Origin of the sequence: Vogesella facilis (genome assembly GCF_042648525.1) — a bacterium.
Classification (GTDB): Bacteria; Pseudomonadota; Gammaproteobacteria; order Burkholderiales; family Chromobacteriaceae; genus Vogesella; species Vogesella facilis.
Genome location: NZ_JBHRXN010000030.1, coordinates 58,048 through 74,597, shown reverse-complemented (window position 1 = coordinate 74,597; position 16,550 = coordinate 58,048). Strand labels below are relative to the sequence as shown.

Genomic DNA, 16,550 nt, shown 5'->3' with positions numbered 1-16,550 from the left:
TGCTGCCGATCGAAGACGTATTCTCCATCTCCGGCCGCGGTACCGTGGTGACCGGTCGTGTAGAGCGCGGCATCGTAAAAGTAGGCGAAGAACTGGAAATCGTTGGTCTGAAGGCTACTGCCAAGACCACCTGCACCGGCGTGGAAATGTTCCGCAAACTGCTGGATCAGGGTCAGGCTGGTGACAACGTGGGCGTACTGCTGCGCGGTACCAAGCGTGAAGACGTTGAGCGTGGTCAGGTTCTGGCCAAGCCGGGTTCCATCACCCCGCACACCAAGTTCCAGGCTTCGGTATACGTACTGAGCAAGGATGAAGGCGGTCGTCACACCCCGTTCTTCGCTAACTACCGTCCGCAGTTCTACTTCCGTACTACCGACGTGACCGGCGCGATCACGCTGGCAGAAGGTGTGGAAATGGTTATGCCGGGTGACAACGTGGAAATCACCGTAGAATTGATCGCTCCGATCGCTATGGAAGATGGTCTGCGTTTCGCGATCCGTGAAGGTGGTCGTACCGTTGGCGCCGGCGTGGTTGCTAAGATTCTCGCTTAAGTAAGGTTTTAGGCCAGTAGCTCAATTGGTAGAGTATCGGTCTCCAAAACCGAGGGTTGGGGGTTCGAGACCCTCCTGGCCTGCCAAATAAGACTAACCGGCGATTTCGCCGGTTAGTCTTTTCACGTATCTGCAACACGAGAATGTCGAATGGAATCGCAAGATAAAATCAAACTTGGCCTTGCTGCTCTGTTGGTAGTGGCTGGCGTGACCGGTTTTTATCTGCTGCCGGCAGATCAAACCGTGCTGCGCGTGGTGCTGTTCATTGCATCTTTGCTGGCTGCTGCGGGTGTGTTGTGGCAGTCGGCCATGGGGCGTGATTTTGTGGTCTACGCTCAAGAGTCGGTGGCAGAGGCGCGTAAGGTTGTGTGGCCGGCGCGCAAGGAGGCTACCCAGCTGACCATGCTGGTATTCGTTTTTGTATTCGTGTTGGCGCTGTTCATGTGGCTGGTTGACTCCTCGTTGTCCTGGCTCTTTTATGACGTGTTGCTTCGTCGGGGTTGATTATGGCTAAGCGTTGGTATGTTGTGCATGCGTACTCTGGCTTTGAAAAGAGTGTGCAGAAGGCGCTGAAAGAGCGTATCGAGCGCGATGGCATGCAGGATCTGTTTGGTCAGGTGCTGGTGCCGGTGGAGGAGGTGGTCGACATCAAGAATGGTCGTCGTTCCATTTCCGAGCGTAAATTTTTCCCTGGCTATGTGTTGGTCGAGATGGAAATGACCGACGATACCTGGCACCTGGTGAAGAGTACGCCGAAAGTGACCGGCTTTGTTGGTGGTACTGCCAACCGCCCGGCGCCGATTTCGGTAAAGGAAGTCGAGGCCATCATGCAGCAGATGCAAGAGGGTGTCGAGAAGCCGAAGCCGAAAGTGCTGTTCGAGGTTGGCGAGAAGGTGCGCGTCAACGAAGGGCCGTTCACTGACTTCAATGGTACGGTGGACGAGGTGAATTATGAGCGTAACAAGCTGCGTGTCTCCGTGCAGATTTTTGGCCGAGACACCCCGGTTGAGCTCGAATTTTCGCAAGTTGAGAAGCTGTAAGCTTGTTTTTCTGAAAGTCCGAGGATATAATCTTGGGCTTCGCTTGGGGAGCGCCGTCGGCGCGTTATACCCGTTTATTAGGAGTTTATCGTGGCAAAGAAAATTGTAGGCTATATCAAGCTGCAAGTGCCCGCTGGTAAAGCAAACCCATCGCCGCCGATCGGTCCGGCGCTGGGTCAGCGCGGTCTGAATATCATGGAATTCTGCAAGGCGTTCAACGCCCAGACTCAGGGCGTTGAGCCGGGTCTGCCGATTCCGGTGGTGATTACCGCTTACGCCGACAAGTCCTTCACTTTCGTGATGAAGACCCCGCCGGCAACCATCCTGCTGAAGAAGGCCGCCGGCATCAAGTCCGGTAGTGCCAAGGCTCACGTCGACAAAGTCGGCAAAGTGACCCGCGCTCAGCTGGAAGAAATCGCCAAGACTAAAGCTCCGGACCTGACCGCTGCTGACCTGGATGCTGCTGTGCGCACCATCGCTGGTTCCGCTCGTTCCATGGGTCTTGAAGTGGAGGGTCTGTAATATGGCTAAGGTTTCCAAACGTCTGCAGGCGCTGAATGCACAAGTAGACCGCAACAAGCTGTATGCGGTTGAAGACGCAATCGCGCTGGTAAAAGGCGCAGCAACTGCCAAGTTCAACGAATCCATCGATGTGGCCGTTAACCTGGGCGTTGATCCGCGTAAATCCGACCAGGTTGTTCGTGGCTCCGTAGTGCTGCCGCGCGGTACTGGTAAGTCCGTACGCGTAGCCGTATTTGCACAGGGTGCGAATGCTGAAGCCGCCAAAGCCGCTGGCGCCGAGGTTGTCGGTTTCGACGATCTGGCCGAGCAGGTTAAGGCTGGCAATCTGGACTTCGATATCGTGATTGCTTCCCCGGATGCAATGCGCGTCGTTGGTCAGCTGGGTCAGATCCTGGGCCCGCGTGGCCTGATGCCGAACCCGAAGGTTGGTACTGTTACTCCTAACGTTGCCGAAGCCGTGAAAAACGCCAAGGCCGGCCAGGTTCAGTATCGTACCGACAAGACCGGTATCATTCACGCCACCATCGGCCGCGCTTCTTTCGAAGTTGAAGCCCTGCGTGAAAACTTTGCGGCACTGGTTGATGCCCTGGTAAAAGCCAAGCCGGCTGCTGCCAAAGGCCAGTACCTGAAGAAAATCGCCGTATCCAGCACAATGGGTGTTGGTGTGCGCGTAGATGTGACCAGCGCCCAGGCTTAATCCTGGCGTTGTCCGGGCCCATGTAGCTCAGGGGTAGAGCACTCCCTTGGTAAGGGAGAGGTCGGCAGTTCAATTCTGCCCATGGGCACCAAAGGCTTTGGGCTGGCGGACTTCGGTCCGCCAGATTGTCAAAGACCGTAGGTGTCAATGACTTAATGCTCCTTGCGAGTAGCCTACGCAGACGGTGTACCCTTAAGAAGACTGTATCAACGATACGCTCATGTAGCTCAGGGGTAGAGCACTCCCTTGGTAAGGGAGAGGTCGGCGGTTCAATTCCGCCCATGAGCACCATCTGTTTGTATATCTCCTGATTAGGTCGCCGCTGCAAACAGGGGCAGGATATCCTGCTTCATTTCAGTCTAGGAGGTGGACCTTGAGTCTCAATATCGAAGATAAAAAGGCGGTCGTCGCTGAGATTTCTGCTCAACTGGCAGATGCTCAGACGCTTGTTGTCGCTGAATATCGGGGCATCGAGGTTAGCAGCATGACCAAACTGCGTGCCAAGGCACGTGAGAATGGTGTTTACCTGCGCGTTCTGAAGAACACGCTGGTGCGTCGTGCGGTTGCCGGTACCCAGTTTGAAAGCCTGGCCGATCAGATGGTTGGCCCGCTGGTATACGGTATTTCCGTTGACGCCGTTGCTGCTGCCAAGGTGCTGCATCAATTTGCCAAAGAAGACAACAAGATTGTCATCAAGGCAGGTTCCTACAACGGCAAGCTGCTGGACGCTGCCGAAGTAACCGAACTGGCTTCCATCCCGAGCCGCGAAGAGCTGCTGTCCAAGCTGCTGTTCGTTATGCAGGCTCCGGTATCCGGTTTTGCCCGTGCTCTGGCCGCTCTGGCCGAGCAGAAGCAAACCGAAGCCGCTTAATCAATTCGACATATTCCCCATTCAGGAGTTATACAAATGGCTATCACCAAAGAAGATATCCTCGAAGCAGTTGCTGGTCTGACCGTTATGGAACTGAACGACCTGGTTAAGGCGTTCGAAGAGAAGTTCGGCGTTTCCGCAGCTGCTGTTGCTGTTGCTGGCCCGGCTGCTGGTGGCGCTGCTGCCGCTGAAGAGAAGACCGAATTCGACGTGATTCTGTCCGCTGCTGGCGACAACAAAGTAAACGTAATTAAAGTGGTACGTGCTATCACCGGTCTGGGCCTGAAAGAAGCCAAAGATCTGGTAGACGGCGCTCCGAAGGCTGTTAAAGAAGGCGTTTCCAAGGCTGAAGCCGAAGACGTACTGAAGCAGCTGACCGAAGCCGGTGCCAAGGCTGAAGTAAAATAATCTTCCTTCGGGAAGATTAGTAAGGCTGGCGGAGAAATCCGCCAGCCTTGTTGCGCTTGTAATGCTTTGCGAGTGGTTAAAGGTCAGCAATCAATTTGAATGTGGCTGCTGACGTTTGGTTACTTGCGCCACCCCCCCGATGGAGACTCTATGAGTTATTCGTTTACTGAGAAGAAGCGTATTCGTAAAAGCTTTGCGAAGCGTAACACTGTTCTCGACGTCCCATTCCTGCTGGCGACCCAGATCGATTCGTACACCGAGTTTCTCCAGCTGGGCGTGCAATTTGATCAGCGCAAGGATGCAGGCCTGCAGGCCGCATTCAAGTCGATCTTCCCGATCGTTAGCCACAATGGCTTTGCGCGTCTGGATTTCGTTCACTACGTATTGGGCGAACCGCCATTCGACGTGCAGGAATGCCAACTGCGCGGCATTACCTTCGCGGCACCGCTGCGTGCACGTATCCGCCTGACCATCCTGGACAAGGAATCGTCCAAGCCGGTGGTGAAGGAAGTACGTGAAAATGAAGTGTATATGGGTGAAATCCCGCTGATGACCTCGAACGGCTCGTTCATCATCAACGGTACCGAGCGTGTTATCGTTTCCCAGCTGCACCGTTCCCCGGGCGTGTTCTTCGAGCACGACCGCGGCAAGACGCACTCTTCCGGTAAACTGCTGTTCTCCGCGCGCGTGATTCCTTACCGCGGCTCTTGGCTGGACTTCGAGTTCGATGCCAAGGATCAGCTGTTCTTCCGTATCGACCGTCGTCGCAAGATGCCGGTATCCATCCTGCTGAAAGCGCTGGGCTACAGCAACGAACGCATCCTGTCCGAGTTCTATAACACCGACACCTTCTTCCTGACCGGCGAAGGCGTGTTCATGAAAGTCGTGGCCGAGCGCCTGAAGGGCGAAGTGGCCAAGTCCGACATCGTGGACAAGGACGGCAAGCTGATCGTTGCCAAGGATAAGCGCATCACCGCCAAGCACATCCGCGACATCACCACGGCCAACCTCGATCGCATCGAAGTGCCGTTCGACGTGCTGGTGGGCAAAGTGCTGGCCAAGAACGTGGTGGCGCCGGAAACCGGCGAAGTGATTGCCCGTGCCAACGAGGAAGTCACCGACGAACTGCTGGCCAAGATGGATATCCAGGACGTGGCCGAAGTCGAAGTGCTGTACACCAACGATCTGGATCATGGCGCCTACATCGCGCAGACCCTGCGTGGTGACGACACCGCCGACCAGTTGGCCGCACGCGTCGCCATCTACCGCATGATGCGCCCAGGCGAGCCGCCGACCGAAGACGCTGTCGAGCAGCTGTTCCAGCGCCTGTTCTTCAACGAGGACAGCTATGACCTGTCCCGTGTTGGCCGCATGAAGTTCAACACCCGTACTTTCCAGTACAAGTTCGATGACAAGTCGCCGGACTGGTTCCGCACCCTGATCGGCGAGAAGTTCGCCGGTCGCCGCGACTCCATCGATGGCGTGCTGGCCACTGAAGATATCGTGTCGGTGATCGCCATTCTGTGCGAACTGCGCAACGGCCGCGGCGAAGTGGACGACATCGATCACCTGGGCAACCGTCGCGTGCGCTCGGTGGGCGAACTGGCCGAGAACCAGTTCCGCGCCGGTCTGGTACGTGTCGAGCGTGCAGTGAAGGAACGCCTGAACCAGGCCGAGTCCGAGAACCTGATGCCGCACGACCTGATCAACGCCAAGCCGGTTTCCGCCGCGATCAAGGAGTTCTTCGGTTCCAGCCAGCTGTCGCAGTTCATGGACCAGACCAACCCGCTGTCCGAAGTGACCCACAAGCGCCGCGTATCGGCCCTGGGCCCGGGCGGTCTGACCCGCGAACGCGCCGGCTTCGAAGTGCGCGACGTGCACCCGACCCACTACGGCCGCGTGTGCCCGATCGAAACGCCGGAAGGTCCGAACATCGGCCTGATCAACTCGCTGGCGGTATTTGCCCGCACCAACGAGTTCGGCTTCTTGGAAACGCCGTACCGCAAGGTAATCGACGGCAAGGTGACCAACGAGATCGAGTACCTGTCCGCGATCGAAGAAGGCCGCTACGTGATTGCGCAGGCCAACGCCGAGCTGGACGAAGCCGGTACCCTGATCGACGAACTGGTTACCTGCCGCGAGAAGGGTGAAACCATCTTGGCGACCCCGGACCGCGTGCAGTACATGGACGTGGCCACCGGTCAGGTGGTGTCCGTTGCCGCCTCGCTGATTCCGTTCCTGGAGCATGACGATGCGAACCGTGCCTTGATGGGCGCCAACATGCAGCGTCAGGCCGTACCGTGCCTGCGTCCGGAAAAACCGATGGTGGGTACCGGTATCGAGCGCGCGGTGGCGGTTGACTCCGGCACCACCGTGATCGCCCGCCGTGGCGGCGTGGTGGACTACGTCGATGCCAACCGTGTGGTGGTACGCGTCAACGACGAAGAAGCGATGGCTGGTGAAGTGGGTGTGGATATCTACAACTTCACCAAGTTCACCCGTTCCAACCAGAACACCAACATCAACCAGCGCCCGATCGTGCGCGTCGGCGACCTGATCGCCCGCGGCGACGTGGTGGCGGACGGTGCCTCTACCGATATCGGCGAACTGGCGCTGGGTCAGAACATGACCATCGCCTTCATGCCGTGGAACGGCTACAACTTCGAAGACTCGATCCTGATCTCCGAAAAAGTGGTGGCCGACGATCGCTATACCTCGATCCACATCGAGGAGCTGTCGGTGGTGGCGCGTGACACCAAGCTGGGCCCGGAAGAAATCACCCGCGACATCCCGAACCTGTCCGAGCGCATGGCCGGCCGTCTGGATGACTCCGGTATCGTCTACATCGGCGCCGAAGTGAACGCCGGCGACGTGCTGGTGGGCAAGGTAACGCCGAAGGGTGAAACCCAGCTGACGCCGGAAGAGAAGCTGCTGCGTGCGATCTTCGGTGAGAAGGCGTCCGACGTGAAGGACACTAGCTTGCGCGTGCCGACCGGCATGACCGGTACCGTGATCGACGTGCAGGTGTTCACCCGCGAAGGCATCGAGCGCGACAAGCGCGCCCAGTCCATCATCGATGCGGAACTGAAGCGTTATCGCCTGGACCTGAACGACCAGTTGCGCATTTTCGACAACGACGCCTTCAGCCGTATCGAGCGCCTGATCGTTGGCAAGCCGGCTAACGGCGGTCCGAAGCGTCTGGCCAAGGGCACCGCGATCGACAGCGAGTACCTGGAAAGCCTGCCGTCCAAGCACGAATGGTTCGACATCCGCATGGCCGATGAAGACATCGCCAAGCAGCTGGAACTGATCAAGGAAAGCCTGGCGCAGAAGCGCGAAGAATTCGACCTCAAGTTCGAAGACAAGAAGCGCAAGCTGACCCAGGGTGACGAGCTGCAAGCCGGCGTACAGAAGATGGTCAAGGTGTACATCGCCGTGAAGCGTCGTCTGCAGGCCGGTGACAAGATGGCCGGTCGTCACGGTAACAAGGGTGTGGTATCGCGCATCCTGCCGGTGGAAGACATGCCGTACATGGCTGATGGCCGTCCGGTAGACATCGTGCTGAACCCGCTGGGCGTACCGTCGCGTATGAACATCGGTCAGATCCTGGAAGTGCACCTGGGCTGGGCCGCCAAGGGTATCGGCGAGCGCATCGACCGCATGCTCAAGCAGCAGCAGGGCGTGGAGCAGGTTCGCAGCTATCTGCAGAGCATCTACAACGACACCGGCAAGCAAGAGCCGATCGCCGAGATGACCGAGACCGAGATCAAGCTGCTGGCCGACAACCTGCGCAAGGGCATGACCTTCGCTACCCCGGTATTCGACGGCGCCAAGGAAACCGAGATCCGTCAGATGCTGGATCTGGCCTACCCGGATGCCGACGAGCATACCGAGCAGCTGGAGTTCAACGCCAGCAAGACCCAGATGACCCTGTTCGACGGCCGCTCCGGCGAAGCCTTCGACCGCAAGGTCACCGTGGGCGTGATGCACTACCTGAAGCTGCATCACCTGGTTGACGACAAGATGCACGCCCGTTCCACCGGCCCGTACTCGCTGGTTACCCAGCAGCCGCTGGGTGGTAAGGCACAGTTCGGTGGTCAGCGTTTCGGTGAGATGGAAGTGTGGGCGCTGGAAGCCTACGGCGCCGCCTACACCCTGCAGGAAATGCTGACGGTGAAGTCCGACGATGTGACCGGTCGTACCAAGATCTACGAAAACATCGTCAAGGGCGAACACAAGATCGATGCCGGCATGCCGGAATCCTTCAATGTGCTGGTGAAGGAAATCCGCTCGCTGGGTCTGGATATCGACCTGGAACGTTATTAATTAGGTAAGGATGCCTGCGGCCAACGTTGGCCGCGGGCGTCTTCCTGAATGGAGACGCAATGAAAGCTCTGCTCGATCTCTTTAAGCAAGTTACGCATGAAGAAGAGTTTGATGCGATTAAGATCGGCATCGCCTCCCCGGACAAGATCCGTTCCTGGTCGTTCGGTGAAGTAAAGAAACCAGAAACCATCAACTACCGTACCTTCAAACCGGAACGCGACGGCCTGTTCTGCGCCCGCATTTTCGGCCCGGTGAAGGATTACGAGTGCCTGTGCGGCAAGTACAAGCGCCTGAAGCATCGCGGTGTGATCTGCGAGAAATGCGGCGTGGAAGTGACGCTGTCCAAGGTGCGCCGCGAACGCATGGGCCACATCGAGCTGGCCAGCCCGACCGCGCACATCTGGTTTCTGAAGTCGCTGCCGTCCCGTCTGGGCATGGTGCTGGACATGACACTGCGCGACATCGAGCGCGTACTGTACTTTGAGGCATTCGTGGTGACCGAGCCGGGCCTGACCAGCCTGCAGCGCGGCCAACTGCTGAGCGAAGAAGACTACCTCGACAAGCTGGATCAGCATGGCGAAGAATTCGAAGCCCTGATGGGTGCCGAAGCCGTGCGCGAACTGCTGAAGAAGCTGGACCTGGCCGGCGAGATCGAGACCCTGCGTCGCGAACTGGAAGCCACCAGCTCCGACACCAAGATCAAGAAGATCGCCAAGCGCCTGAAGGTGCTCGAGGCGTTCCAGCGTTCCGGCATGAAGCCGGAATGGATGATCATGGAAGTGCTGCCGGTGCTGCCGCCTGAACTGCGTCCGCTGGTACCGCTGGACGGCGGCCGCTTCGCCACTTCCGACCTGAACGACCTGTACCGTCGCGTCATCAACCGTAACAACCGTCTGAAGCGCCTGCTGGAACTGCGCGCGCCGGACATCATCGTGCGCAACGAAAAGCGCATGCTGCAGGAATCGGTTGACTCGCTGCTGGACAACGGCCGTCGCGGCAAGGCGATGACTGGTGCCAACAAGCGTCCGCTGAAGTCGCTGGCCGACATGATCAAGGGTAAGGGCGGTCGCTTCCGTCAGAACTTGCTGGGTAAGCGCGTCGACTACTCCGGTCGCTCCGTGATTACCGTGGGCCCGACCCTGCGCCTGCATCAGTGCGGTCTGCCGAAGAAAATGGCGCTGGAGCTGTTCAAGCCGTTCATCTTCCACAAGCTGGAAGTGCTGGGCCTGGCCTCCACCATCAAGGCTGCCAAGAAGCTGGTTGAACAGGAAGTGCCGGAAGTGTGGGACATCCTAGAAGACGTCATCAAGGAACACCCGGTACTGCTGAACCGTGCGCCGACCCTGCACCGTCTGGGTATCCAGGCGTTCGAGCCGCTGCTGATCGAAGGCAAGGCCATCCAGCTGCATCCGCTGGTCTGCGCGGCATTCAACGCCGACTTTGACGGTGACCAGATGGCCGTTCACGTGCCGCTGTCGCTGGAAGCGCAGATGGAAGCCCGTACCCTGATGCTGGCTACCAACAACGTGCTGTCGCCGGCCAACGGCGAGCCGATCATCGTGCCGTCGCAGGATATCGTGCTGGGTCTGTACTACATGACCCGCGACAAGATCAACGGCAAGGGCGAAGGCATGTTCTTTGCCGACACCGCCGAAGTGCACCGCGCCTACGAAACCCGTCAGGTCGAGCTGGCTACCCGCATCACCGTGCGCCTGAAGGAATGGGTCCGCGATGAGCAGGGCGAGTTGGTGCAGGTGCTGAAGCGCTACAACACCACCGTTGGCCGCGCCATTCTGTCGGAAATCATGCCGCGCGGCCTGCCGTTCGAGCACATCAACAAGGCGCTGAAGAAGAAAGAAATTTCGAAGCTGATCAACGCTTCCTTCCGTCGTTGCGGCATCCGCGACACGGTGATCTTCGCCGACCAGCTGATGTACACCGGTTTTGCCTACTCGACCCGCGGTGGTATCTCCATCTGCGTCGACGATATGCAGATTCCGGCCAAGAAGTTCGACCTGCTGGGCGATGCCCAGAAGGAAGTGAAAGAGATCGAAGAACAGTACCGCCAGGGTCTGGTGACCCAGGGTGAGCGCTACAACAAGGTAGTGGACATCTGGGGCCGTACCGGTGACAAGATCGCCAAGGCGATGATGGACGAACTGTCCAAGCAGAAAGTCATCGACCGCGAAGGCAACGAAGTCGATCAGGAATCGTTCAACTCGATTTACATGATGGCCGACTCCGGCGCCCGTGGTTCCGCGGCACAGATCAAGCAGCTGGCTGGTATGCGTGGCCTGATGGCCAAGCCGGATGGTTCCATTATTGAAACCCCGATTACCGCCAACTTCCGCGAAGGCCTGACCGTTCTGCAGTACTTCATCTCCACCCACGGTGCACGTAAGGGTCTGGCGGATACGGCACTGAAGACCGCGAACTCCGGTTACCTGACGCGTCGTCTGGTAGACGTGACGCAGGATCTGGTGGTGATCGAAGACAACTGCGGTACCAGCAATGGCTTCGCCATGAAGGCGGTAGTGCAGGGCGGTGACGTGATCGAACCGCTGCGCGATCGTATTCTCGGCCGCGTGACTGCGACCGACGTGGTGGATCCGTCCACCAGCGAAACCGTGATCGAAGCCGGCACCCTGCTGGACGAGAGCCTGGTGGATCAGATCGACAACCTCGGCATCGACGAAGTCAAGGTACGTACCGCAATCACTTGCGAAACCCGTTATGGTCTGTGCGCACAGTGTTACGGTCGTGACCTGGCACGCGGCAAGCGCGTGAACGCTGGCGAAGCCGTGGGTGTGATCGCTGCGCAGTCGATTGGTGAGCCGGGTACCCAGCTGACCATGCGTACCTTCCACATCGGCGGTGCAGCATCGCGAAATGCGGCAGCCAGCCAGGTAGAAGGTAAGTCCAACGGTACCGTGCGCTTCTCCAGCCAGATGCGTTACGTGGCCAACACCAAGGGTGAGCTGATCGTGATCAGCCGCTCCGGTGAAGTGGTGATTCACGATGATGCCGGCCGCGAGCGCGAGCGTCACAAGGTGCCGTACGGCGCCACCCTGATGGTGACCGACGGTCTGTCCATCAAGGCCGGTGCCGTGCTGGCGACTTGGGATCCGCACACCCGTCCGATCATCACCGAGTATGCTGGCCGCGTGAAGTTCGAGAACGTGGAAGAAGGCGCAACCGTTGCCAAGCAGACCGATGAGGTTACCGGTCTGTCCACGCTGGTGGTTATCGACAACAAGCGGCGTGCCTCGGCTCAGTCCAAGATGCTGCGTCCGCTGGTGAAACTGCTGGACGACAGCGGTAACGAAGTGAAGCTGGCCGGTTCCGACGCCTCGGTGTCGATTACCTTCCAGGTTGGCGCCATCATTACCGTGCGCGACGGTCAGGAAGTGGGCAAGGGTGAAGTGTTGGCACGTATTCCGCAGGAATCGTCCAAGACCCGCGACATTACCGGTGGTCTGCCGCGCGTGGCCGAGCTGTTCGAAGCACGTTCGCCGAAAGATGCCGGCATGCTGGCCGAGGTGACCGGTACCGTTTCCTTCGGTAAGGACACCAAGGGCAAGCAGCGCCTGATCATTACCGATCTGGACGGCAACGGCTACGAAAGCCTGATCCCGAAAGACAAGCACGTGCTGGTGCACGATGGCCAGGTGGTGAACCGCGGCGAACTGATCGTCGACGGTGCCGTGGACCCGCACGATATTCTGCGTCTGCAGGGTATCGAGGCGCTGGCCCGCTACATCTGCCAGGAAGTGCAGGAAGTTTACCGTCTGCAGGGCGTGAAGATTAACGACAAGCACATCGAGGTGATCGTTCGCCAGATGCTGCGTCGCGTGATCATCATCGACTCCGGCGATACCGACTTCATCCAGGGCGAGCAGGTCGAGCGCGCGGAAGTGCTGGAAACCAACGATCGCATGGCGGAAGAAGACAAGCTGCCGGCACAGTACGAAAACGTGCTGCTGGGTATTACCAAGGCTTCGCTGTCCACCGATTCGTTCATCTCGGCAGCTTCCTTCCAGGAAACCACCCGCGTACTGACCGAAGCGGCGATCATGGGCAAGAAAGACGATCTGCGCGGTCTGAAAGAGAACGTGATCGTTGGCCGCTTGATCCCGGCAGGTACCGGTCTGGCCTACCATCGCAATCGCCGTCGCCTCGGCGGTGGCGAGACCGGGCTGGAGTTTGGCAGCCTGGAAGCACCGGTAGAAGCAGGCGACGCAGCGCTGTAATCTGCGCCTCCTGTAAAAAACGCTGTCCTATCAACGGTTAACGTTGCTGGGGCAGCGTTTTTTCGTTGACGCTGGCAATTGACCAAAATATAATCGCGGACTCTCTTGGTGGTATGGTGCCGCCAAGAGTATCAACTAGGAACTGATAGTAATGCCAACCATTAACCAACTCGTTCGCAAGGGCCGCACTGCGGTTACCACGAAGAGCAAGGTGCCAGCACTGGAAGCCTGCCCGCAGAAGCGCGGCGTGTGCACCCGTGTTTACACCACTACACCGAAGAAGCCGAACTCCGCACTGCGTAAAGTGTGCAAGGTTCGTCTGACCAACGGTTTCGAAGTGATTTCCTACATCGGTGGTGAAGGCCACAACCTGCAGGAACACTCGGTAGTGCTGATTCGTGGCGGTCGTGTAAAAGACTTGCCAGGTGTGCGTTACCACACCGTTCGCGGCTCCCTGGATACTGCTGGCGTGAAAGATCGTAAGCAGGCTCGTTCCAAGTACGGTGCCAAGCGTCCTAAGTAATCTTTACTTAGTACGACAGCGGCTTTATGCCGTTGAGTAAGTGACTGCCTTGCTGGGCGGTCGCGAGCATGAGCTCAACTGAATATTTGAAGGAATTAATATGCCACGTCGCAGAGAAGTCCCCAAGCGCGATATCCTGCCGGATCCGAAGTTCGGTAGCCAGGATCTGACCAAGTTCATGAACGTTGTAATGATCGACGGCAAGAAGTCTGTTGCTGAACGCATCATTTACGGCGCGCTCGAGCAAATCGAGAAAAAAACTGGCAAGAACGCTATTGAAGTGTTCAACACTGCCATCGCCAATGCCAAGCCGGTCGTTGAAGTGAAAAGCCGCCGTGTAGGTGGTGCCAACTATCAAGTTCCTGTTGAAGTACGCCCGTCCCGTCGACTGGCTCTGGCAATGCGCTGGCTGCGTGATGCCGCCCGTAAGCGTGGTGAAAAATCCATGGACCTGCGCCTGGCTGGCGAACTGATCGACGCAGCCGAAGGCCGCGGCGGCGCGATGAAGAAGCGTGACGAAGTGCACCGTATGGCAGAAGCCAACAAGGCCTTCTCCCACTTCCGCTTCTAATCTCAATCCTGCGAAAGGATTCTGGCCATGGCTAGAAAGACCCCCATTGAGCGCTACCGTAACATCGGTATTTCGGCGCACATTGATGCTGGTAAGACCACTACTACCGAACGTATTCTGTTCTACACCGGTGTAAACCATAAGATCGGTGAAGTGCATGATGGCGCCGCCACCATGGACTGGATGGAACAAGAGCAGGAACGTGGTATTACCATTACCTCCGCTGCGACCACCACCTACTGGAAGGGTATGGCCCTCCAGTTCCCCGAGCATCACTTCAACATCATTGATACCCCGGGTCACGTGGACTTTACCATTGAGGTAGAGCGTTCCATGCGTGTACTGGACGGTGCCGTGATGGTGTACTGCGCGGTAGGTGGCGTACAGCCGCAGTCTGAAACCGTATGGCGTCAGGCTAACAAGTACAAAGTGCCGCGTATTGCCTTCGTGAACAAGATGGACCGTCAAGGTGCCAACTTCTTCCGTGCGGTTGAGCAGGTGAAAACCCGTCTGCGCGGTAACCCGGTGCCTATCGTTGTGCCTATCGGCGCCGAAGATGGCTTCACTGGCGTTGTCGATCTGCTGAAGATGAAGGCCATCATCTGGGATGAGGCTTCCCAGGGCATGAAGTTCGAGTATGGCGACATCCCGGCTGACCTAGTTGCAGTTGCTGAAGAGTGGCGCGAGAAAATGGTTGAAGCGGCGGCGGAAGTCGACGAAGACACCATGAACAAGTACCTCGAAGGCGAAGTGCTGAGCGAAGAAGAAATCGTTCACGGCCTGCGTCAGCGTACCCTGCGTTGCGAAATCCAGCCGATGCTGTGCGGCTCCGCGTTCAAGAACAAGGGTGTTCAGCGCATGCTGGACGCGGTTGTTGAGCTGCTGCCTAGCCCGCTGGACGTGCCGCCGGTTCCGGGTGAACTGGACGATGGTACCCCGACCACTCGCGAAGCTTCCGACACTGCACCGTTCTCCGCTCTGGCATTCAAGCTGATGAATGACCCGTATGTTGGTCAGCTGACGTTCTTCCGTGTCTACTCCGGCGTGGTTAACTCCGGTGACACTGTTCTTAACTCGGTTAAGGGCAAGAAAGAGCGTATGGGCCGTATCGTGCAGATGCACGCTAACGACCGCAAGGAAATCACCGAGGTTCGTGCTGGCGACATCGCTGCTGGTATCGGCCTGAAGGAAGTGACCACCGGTGAAACCCTGTGTGCCGTTGATGCGCCGCTGATCCTGGAGCGCATGGAGTTCCCGGAGCCGGTGATTCACGTTGCTGTTGAGCCGAAAACCAAAGCTGACCAAGAGAAGATGGGTGTTGCCCTGAACCGCTTGGCCAAGGAAGACCCGTCGTTCCGCGTGCGTACCGACGAAGAATCCGGCCAGACCATTATTTCCGGTATGGGTGAACTGCACCTGGAAATTCTGGTTGACCGCATGAAGCGTGAATTCGGTGTTGAAGCCAACGTCGGCGCGCCGCAGGTTGCCTACCGTGAAACCATCACCAAAACAGTGACTGAAGTTGACGGTAAGCACGTCAAGCAGTCTGGTGGTAAGGGTCAGTACGGTCATGCCCAGATCACTCTGGAGCCGTCCGGCGAAGGTAATGGCTACAAGTTCATCGACGAAATCAAGGGTGGTACGATTCCTCGTGAATTCATCCCTTCGGTTGACAAGGGTATTCAGAACACCCTGTCCAGCGGTATCTTGGCCGGCTTCCCGGTGGTTGACGTAACCGTACGTCTGACCTTCGGTTCCTACCATGATGTCGACTCGTCGCAGATCGCCTTTGAATTGGCCGGTTCCATCGCCTTCAAAGAAGCTATGCGCCGTGCTGGTCCTTGCATCCTCGAGCCGATGATGGCCGTTGAAGTAGAGACCCCGGAAGAGTACATGGGTGACGTGATGGGTGACCTGAACCGTCGCCGCGGTATCGTTCAAGGTATGGACGATGATGGTCTGGGTGGCAAGAAGATCAAGGCCGAAGTTCCGCTGGCCGAGATGTTCGGTTACTCCACCGACCTGCGTTCCGCAACCCAGGGTCGTGCTACTTACTCCATGGAGTTCAAGCACTACTCCGAAGCTCCGAAGCACGTTGCCGACGCCGTAATGGCGTCCCGCAAGTAATTGGCGCGTAGAAGGTTGGCCGCATGCGGCCAACCTTCACACTGTTTGTTCTTTAATTAAGGAATTTTGCAAAATGGCAAAAGAAAAGTTCGCGCGGACCAAACCGCACGTAAACGTCGGCACCATCGGTCACGTTGACCATGGTAAAACCACTCTGACCGCTGCTATCACCACCATTCTGTCCAAGAAGTTCGGTGGCGAAGCTAAAGACTACTCCCAGATCGACAGCGCGCCGGAAGAAAAGGCTCGTGGTATTACCATTAATACCGCACACGTTGAATACGAAACCGAGGCTCGTCACTACGCTCACGTTGACTGCCCGGGTCACGCTGACTACGTGAAGAACATGATTACCGGTGCTGCCCAGATGGACGGCGCGATTCTGGTGTGCTCGGCCGCTGACGGTCCGATGCCGCAAACCCGCGAACACATCCTGCTGTCCCGTCAGGTTGGCGTTCCGTACATCATCGTGTTCCTGAACAAGGCCGACCTGGTGGACGACGCTGAGCTGCTGGAACTGGTGGAAATGGAAGTGCGCGACCTGCTGTCTTCCTACGACTTCCCGGGCGACGACACCCCGATCGTTACCGGTTCCGCCCGTCTGGCGCTGGAAGGTGACCAGTCCGAATACGGCGAGCCGGCAATCTTCCGCCTGGCTGACGCG

Annotated in this window: 13 protein-coding genes and 3 tRNA genes; all 16 read left to right on the top strand. The window is 57.9% G+C overall.

Annotated features, from left to right (window positions below):
• Positions 1 to 551, top strand: a 551-nt coding sequence (locus ACFOLG_RS10095; RefSeq protein WP_386091357.1) for an EF-Tu C-terminal domain-related protein, incomplete at its 5' end; no start/stop codon positions are given.
• A gap of 10 nt (positions 552 to 561) precedes the next feature.
• Positions 562 to 637: transfer RNA gene (locus ACFOLG_RS10090), tRNA-Trp, on the top strand.
• Between the two features lie 64 nt (positions 638 to 701).
• Positions 702 to 1,055 (top strand): preprotein translocase subunit SecE, encoded by a 354-nt coding sequence (secE, locus tag ACFOLG_RS10085; RefSeq protein ID WP_386091355.1) that lies wholly within the window; start codon positions 702 to 704, stop codon positions 1,053 to 1,055.
• Positions 1,056 to 1,057: 2 nt separating this feature from the next.
• Complete coding sequence (gene nusG / locus ACFOLG_RS10080) at positions 1,058 to 1,591, top strand: transcription termination/antitermination protein NusG (RefSeq protein ID WP_174873595.1); 534 nt, start codon at positions 1,058 to 1,060, stop codon at positions 1,589 to 1,591.
• Positions 1,592 to 1,681: 90 nt separating this feature from the next.
• Positions 1,682 to 2,113, top strand: a complete 432-nt coding sequence (rplK, locus tag ACFOLG_RS10075; protein WP_386091353.1) for a 50S ribosomal protein L11 — start codon at positions 1,682 to 1,684, stop codon at positions 2,111 to 2,113.
• 1 nt (position 2,114) lies between these two features.
• Complete coding sequence (rplA, locus tag ACFOLG_RS10070; protein ID WP_386091351.1) at positions 2,115 to 2,810, top strand: 50S ribosomal protein L1; 696 nt, start codon at positions 2,115 to 2,117, stop codon at positions 2,808 to 2,810.
• Positions 2,811 to 2,826: 16 nt separating this feature from the next.
• Positions 2,827 to 2,901: transfer RNA gene (locus tag ACFOLG_RS10065), tRNA-Thr, on the top strand.
• Between the two features lie 125 nt (positions 2,902 to 3,026).
• Positions 3,027 to 3,101: transfer RNA gene (locus tag ACFOLG_RS10060), tRNA-Thr, on the top strand.
• Positions 3,102 to 3,183: 82 nt separating this feature from the next.
• Positions 3,184 to 3,681 carry a 50S ribosomal protein L10 gene (rplJ, locus tag ACFOLG_RS10055; RefSeq protein ID WP_386091349.1) on the top strand — a complete coding sequence of 166 codons (498 nt, stop codon included), beginning with the start codon at positions 3,184 to 3,186 and terminating at the stop codon, positions 3,679 to 3,681.
• Between the two features lie 36 nt (positions 3,682 to 3,717).
• A complete protein-coding gene (gene rplL / locus ACFOLG_RS10050; RefSeq protein WP_386091347.1) occupies positions 3,718 to 4,089 on the top strand; it encodes a 50S ribosomal protein L7/L12 in 372 nt (123 codons plus the stop codon).
• Positions 4,090 to 4,239: 150 nt separating this feature from the next.
• Positions 4,240 to 8,415 carry a DNA-directed RNA polymerase subunit beta gene (gene rpoB / locus ACFOLG_RS10045; protein WP_386091345.1) on the top strand — a complete coding sequence of 1,392 codons (4,176 nt, stop codon included), beginning with the start codon at positions 4,240 to 4,242 and terminating at the stop codon, positions 8,413 to 8,415.
• A gap of 59 nt (positions 8,416 to 8,474) precedes the next feature.
• Complete coding sequence (rpoC, locus tag ACFOLG_RS10040) at positions 8,475 to 12,665, top strand: DNA-directed RNA polymerase subunit beta' (protein WP_386091343.1); 4,191 nt, start codon at positions 8,475 to 8,477, stop codon at positions 12,663 to 12,665.
• A 151-nt stretch (positions 12,666 to 12,816) separates the two neighbouring features.
• The gene (rpsL, locus tag ACFOLG_RS10035) at positions 12,817 to 13,188 is read left to right on the top strand and encodes a 30S ribosomal protein S12 (protein WP_174873602.1); all 372 of its coding nucleotides are present in this window, start codon (positions 12,817 to 12,819) and stop codon (positions 13,186 to 13,188) included.
• Positions 13,189 to 13,288: 100 nt separating this feature from the next.
• Positions 13,289 to 13,759 carry a 30S ribosomal protein S7 gene (rpsG, locus tag ACFOLG_RS10030; RefSeq protein ID WP_386091341.1) on the top strand — a complete coding sequence of 157 codons (471 nt, stop codon included), beginning with the start codon at positions 13,289 to 13,291 and terminating at the stop codon, positions 13,757 to 13,759.
• Between the two features lie 27 nt (positions 13,760 to 13,786).
• Positions 13,787 to 15,886: an elongation factor G gene (fusA, locus tag ACFOLG_RS10025; protein WP_386091339.1), complete on the top strand. Its 2,100-nt coding sequence runs from the start codon at positions 13,787 to 13,789 to the stop codon at positions 15,884 to 15,886.
• A gap of 73 nt (positions 15,887 to 15,959) precedes the next feature.
• Positions 15,960 to 16,550, top strand: a 591-nt coding sequence (locus ACFOLG_RS10020; RefSeq protein WP_386091337.1) for a GTP-binding protein, incomplete at its 3' end; no start/stop codon positions are given.